The organism is Paenibacillus sp. 2RAB27 (genome assembly GCF_052115445.1).
Lineage (GTDB): Bacteria > Bacillota > Bacilli > Paenibacillales > NBRC-103111 > Paenibacillus_E.
The window spans coordinates 21742-27861 of sequence record NZ_JBFRGR010000056.1 but is presented as its reverse complement, the minus strand read 5'-3'; the positions used below and the strand labels follow the sequence as shown (position 1 = coordinate 27861).

Below are 6120 nucleotides of genomic sequence, written 5' to 3'. Positions count from 1 at the left end.
TGAATCACGGTTCCCTCTGGAGCCACACCAAGCTTTGCCTGGGTAGCTGCAATCGTTCCACTGGTACTCTGAACACCAGCCTTTACCTTGAAGATTAGGTTCAGAACCGGCGTACTGGCTCCAGATATTCCCCCTCCAGTATTGGCAGTAATGAGCCTAACTTTCCCAGCAGTGGCTTTGTCCTCTGTCACGATCTGGATGTTGTTGTTGGCACCTGCCGCGCTCACATAGTCAAATACGCTGGAATCATAAGACAGGGTGATGTCCTGGGCGTAAACACTTTGTGTCACATTGTTCAGGCTAACTCCCACTGTAAAGCTGCTTCCGGGTTGCACACTGCTGTCTGCTGAAAGTGCAGCAGCGGGTACAAGCGGCTGAGACCAAACAGGATCTGTGGTTGCATCACTTGTGGTTACATATATCCGGTCTATGATTAAGCCAGATTCCCTTCCCCATAAGTTCAATTCATGGGCACCAGCGGTAATATTCAATGGAGTGCCGCCAGTCACTAGCGTACCGCCATTACTGAGATTCACCCATCTAAACTGACTGTTACTCACGTTCTGAATACCATTGGAAGTGAATTTATACGTATTATCCAATCCAACGTGGACGGAGTCCGTTTGGAAACTGTGACTCTTCGCAAGTATCCAGACATAGTAGGATCCTGCATTCGTAAAGTTGATCTTGTAATTCAGTCTGGAACCGGCAGCTAGGCTAGCTGCATCAGTACCTGGTGTGACAGCGGTACCATCATCGGGACTAAATTGCATAGCTTTCGTGGACAAGCCGTCAACAAGCGACCAGGTATGGCCATTTGCGTTGCCAAATACATAGGCATTGGCCGTGTTTTCTGCTGCAGTTTCTGCCTCAACGGCCACGATGGCTGGTGTATTAAAGTTAATGGTATATACCGAAGCTTGTAAACCTTCTCTACTTACCGTCACTGTGGCCTTTCCTGGTACGGCCAATGCTTGTGTAATCGTAACACTCGCGCCAGGATCATTTGAAGCCGCAGTAACTTGCGGCGGAGCTGATCCTACAGGAACATCTAGGGAATAGGTGTATGTACTTGGACTGAACCCATTCACTTGCGCACCGTTCAGCTGGAGGGACTTCAAATTCGTATCAAAGTTAGATCCAACCAACTTGTCATCTAATTTAAATGAGTCGAAGTCAACGTAACCACCTGTTGTCTTTGTTGAATAATTGAATAAGGCAAAACGGTAGCCCATAAAATGCGGTAGTGTATATGACATTTGAAGTGTGTTTCCTATGGATGCCCAACGCTCACCGTCAAGACTGTAATAAAACTTTGCTTTATCTGTCCTATTCTTAAAGTCCAACTCGCTCCTTAAATAAACAGTGTTTTGAGTGAGAGGGACACTTGCTATTTCCACTGCTGACCCTGAACTTCCATTCACCATAACAACCGATTTTGTAGTGCCGGACATTTTAACACCGACAAACCCGTAGTTCTGTTGGAAGGCGGAAATTCCCGCATAATCCCCGTCTTTCATATGGCTAACATCGATAGCAATGGTTCCTGAACTTTCAGGTCCGAAGGTTCTTTGTGTAAGCGTATTTCTGGCATCAAGAATACTAGTGCTCGTTCTTCCGGTAGTGAGTCTTAGATACCCCGGTCGGTMGGTAAGAGACCAGAATCTATTGTCAGGATTATGGTTCCACTGCCATACAAGTGCAAGATTGGATCCATTGTAGTCATTTTCTCCGCCTGCTACTTCTGTATGATAAACTTCAACTTTCACTGTTCCCTGATCGAAGTTATCTGATGAAACCCAGGATCTTGACAGTACAGCAGGAATCCCCGTGTCATTGACATCCCCGAATAGAGGCCATCCATCCTGACTCCATGTCATCGGTACAATGTAAGGTATACGTCCAACGGATCCATAATCCTGGAACAGCATTCCGTACCATTTTCCGTCAACGGCTTGAACAATTCCCCCTTGTGCTATACCAGCACTGTTGGAGGTGCTGCCCGATCTTAAAGCAATCTTTCCTTCATAGGTGCCATCTATCGTATCAGCCCTGTGGACTAATTCAGTACGAATGCTCCCTGTTGGCCATGAGATATTAAAGATATAATATTTACCATTAATTTTTTGAATGTGTGAGCCTTCAGCTCCAAGACCGCCAGAGCCTCCGGGAGCGCTCGCATTTTGAATGATTGTTTTATTCATTCCGCCTGCTTTGATCGCTGTGGCATCTGAAGTAAGTTCAATAATCTTAATGGCCCCCCCGCCATATACCAGATAGACACGCCCGTCATCATCAAACAGCAAGGACATGTCATGATAAACGCCGCCAGCAAGCTCATACTTTTCCCATGGGCCCTTTTCGATGTCGGTGGTTTGAAAGATATACGTTTTCCCCGTGTCATTGGAGGCAAATACCACATAAAACTTGCCATTATTGTATCTTAGACTGCTTGCCCATGAGCCTTTTCCATATATGTTTTGCCCATTTGAAAGCGTTTGTTTATCCGTCGACGCGAGTATATCATAGACATAATTGACGATTTCCCAATTTACGAGGTCCTTGGACTTCATAATAGGAACGCCAGGGTTCACGTGCATGGTAGTGCTGGTCATATAATAAGTATCATTCACCCGGATAACATCAACATCCGGTACATCCGCCCATATGATTGGGTTCTTGGCAATCGGTGTATAAACGTCTGCATAGAAAGTTGTAACACTTTTCCCCTTAAGCGTGGCTTGAAGTGAGTTTCCATTTACAGTGGTATCGCCTAAATTTGCAATATTCTCACTAGACGAAGTTCTATAAGTAGTAAACGATTTTACAGTTTTACCATTTACGTTGAAAGTTAATGCAGTGTCCGTGTTAGTGTCATTTATAGCTGTAATAACTAACTTTCCATTCGAAGGATCTTTATACGCTGTTGTATATACACCCGTTGCTGGGGTTACATCTGAATTGACTCTTTTATAACCCGGCCTGATAAATCTGCTGTATTGACCAAGTGTATACAATCTTTTATTCAAATCGTAACTTTTTACAGCACCATTATCATCCGTATGAAATGTAATCAGTGCGCCTTTATCTCCAACAGAATTCACACTGTCTTTTGTGTTATTCCAAAGCCACCAGTAGTTAAACGCATTTACTTCTGCTACCGTCATATCCTTATGGATCATTTTCGCCCAATAGATACCGTCATTTATGGTTGGATCATTGGGTTCACCTACAGATGCTTCTGTCACCCATAATTTTTTATTATAAAGCTTTGTTTGCGTCAGCCACTTCGCGCCAAGATTAGGGTCCTGCTGATTTACGGCATATTGGTGTACACCAACAATGTCTACGCGATCCCTGCTATCGGCATCATTCAATGTTGGAACAGCCAGATCTTCACTGAAATTTAAGCCCTCTGGCATAATAAGCTTCGCAGTCACACCTTTTTGTGCAAAAGTAGGTTTGAGATAGCCCTTTACAAAATTATGAAAATCATCCGCTGACCAACTGCTGGATTCATAATTCGGTGCATAGTTTGGCTCATTTTGTATAGATACAGCTGAGATATCGATTCCCTTATTGGTCTTAAAGCCAGTCACATAGTCAGCTAAGAAATCAGCATATGCCTGATATTTATCAGTTCTGAGCTTACCACCGATCTCTCCGTTCGTTCCTGTGCTGCCAGTCTTCATAAACGGCGGAGGCGTCCAGGGAGTAGTAAAAAATTTGGTTACGTTATAATCCGTTTTTATTTTATTAAAAAGCCAGGTTGTACCATTAATATCCCAATTATTCCAATTCCATGTGCCTGATTCCGATACGATGTCATAAGGAAGCCTGTTTCTTACCATACTTAGTCCTGCGCCAGTAGAAGTACTAAAAAGCGCATCCAGTATTTCCTTCTGTGGTGGGTTTGCGAGATTTTGTACAATACCTGTCGACCAAGCGTTGGATGCACCAAAGCCGTCGATTTCCTGCTTTTCAATATTATAATCAATATTAACCGTTGGGATGGATGCAGCATGGGTACTCTTATGAAAACTAAGCATGGATGATACGATCAGACTAAGACAGAGAGAAACTTTTAAAGCAGCTCTTGAGTCAACCCTTCCTTTTTCCATTTATCTCTTCCCTTCATTAGATGATTCTTGTACCTTACCTTAAAGCTATGGGCCCAGTTGCTTGTTAGCATCATGGACCCATTACCATCTCAACAAGGATTTTTTACTTTTTACATAGTTGCCAGATGCCTGTATGAATGAATTTTATTTCAATTCTTGATATAGTCTGTAGATGACCGTAGCAGCTTGTGCTCTTGTCGATTTTCCTTTCGGATCAAAATATCCCTCTGACACTCCGTCCATTAAGCCTGCCTGTTTTGCAGCCCAAACAGCATCCTTGGCGTATGTAGAGATTTGATCTCCATCAAGGAAATTTGAAGTTGCACCATTTGCTAGTACAGTCGTAGAACTAATAATCTTGGATGCCCGATAAATAAGCACCGCCATGTCCTCACGACTGATCTGGTCGTTCACACCGAAGCTGCCGTCATCTTTGCCTTGAACGAGGCCGATCTTCTGTGCTGAGGCTATGGAATTGTAGTACCATGCACCCGCCTCAATATCTGTGAAGGCTGTAGTTGCAGTAGAATCTGCTAGATCGAAGAGTTGAATCAACATCTTAACGAACTCTGCTCTTGTTACCTCCCCAGCCGGAATAAAATGGCCGTCACTTCTACCGTTCACTACTTCACGAGCTGCCAAGCCAAGAACACCCTCGTTTGCCCATGTATACCCATTCATGTCACTAAAGGAAACCTGAACATGGTTAGCCGTGTACTTGCTGAAGTGCGTAGGTTGAAACTGAACTTTGCCTGTTTCGATATTGTATTTCCCATTCCTGACAATTTCCAATTTACCATCTTCCGTTATATAGTAGATGACTACTTGATTAGGCTTTTCATTAGGTGCCAATGTATACGGTACTTCTACTAGAACACTTTTCTTGTTAAATTTTGTGATTTTACTACCATCTAAACTCAAATTAAAATCGTACACAACAGAACTTCCGACTTCTTTTCTGATATCCTGCGATAGGTTGACAGGGTCTACCTTTGCAATACTTAATTGCAAATTTGAAGTTTCCGACAGGGTGCTTTTATCAAGAACATCCCGATTAATGGTAACCGTAGCAAGATCCGTCTCAACCTTTACCGTCTTTACGACGCCTGATTCTGAACTGAGTTGTTGAAGCTGCTTCGCCGGCAGATTCAGTTGGATTTCCTTAACGTCAGAACCTGAGTTGACTTTAATCGTTACCGATTCATCTTTGGAATTTTTGCCCGCTTCAAGAAGAGCTTTTGACCCTACATCAATAGAAGCAACACCATTATTAACAGTCATTGTTTCCAGTAACAAAACAGATGTACCTGAAGTGCCCGGCGATGACGGATTTTCTGCCCCTTGGGAACCAGGGTTGGAGCCAGTATGAGAGCCAGGATCAGTGCCAGGATTAGTGCCGGGATTAGTGCCGGGATYAGTGCCGGGATCAGTGCCGGGATTAGTACCGGGATCAGTTCCAGGATTAGTGCCGGGATCAGTTCCAGAGTTCGAATTATTAACGGACAATGTAATTCCGTTACCCATCTTCCCATTCGTTTTTTCCAACTGACTATTGATAGTTGTCAAAGAACTTAGGGAAACGGAAGCTGCCCCTGCTTTGGAAGCTTTAAACGAAAGCGTAAATAAATCCTTATCCCCAGTTAGTCCCGACTTGTTTCCTATTAAAGTAAAAACCAGCAATATCTTGTTGCCTTGTACTTTAGGTTCAAGCACGTATGCTTGATTATTCAGGCTGCTTGTGTAGCCCGTATACGCCAGTTGCTGCTCATCATACGTTAATTCCATCTCGGCAGCATATAAGTCTGTAAGTGCTTTGCCTGCAATGGTAATCGTAACGTTGTTTCCTAACTCGACACTTGGAGCCTGAGAGCGCAATACAACTTCATCTGTTGTTTGTGCTGCAGCCGTCAAAGGGAGCAGCGTGGCAATGAACATCATAGCTAGGATGAATAATTGAAATTTGAGTTTCATGTTCACAATCCCTCATTATAAGGAACGA

Annotated in this window: 2 protein-coding genes; both read right to left on the bottom strand. The window is 43.6% G+C overall.

Translation table 11 applies throughout. The features are described from left to right. The coding region (locus AB4114_RS33960; protein ID WP_441992381.1) for a family 43 glycosylhydrolase at positions 1 to 4121 on the bottom strand (4121 nt) is incomplete at its 3' end. 144 nt (positions 4122 to 4265) lie between these two features. Continuing rightward, positions 4266 to 6092, bottom strand: coding sequence for an S-layer homology domain-containing protein (locus tag AB4114_RS33955; RefSeq protein WP_441992380.1), 1827 nt, complete (start codon positions 6090 to 6092; stop codon positions 4266 to 4268). Positions 6093 to 6120: the final 28 nt, after the last annotated feature.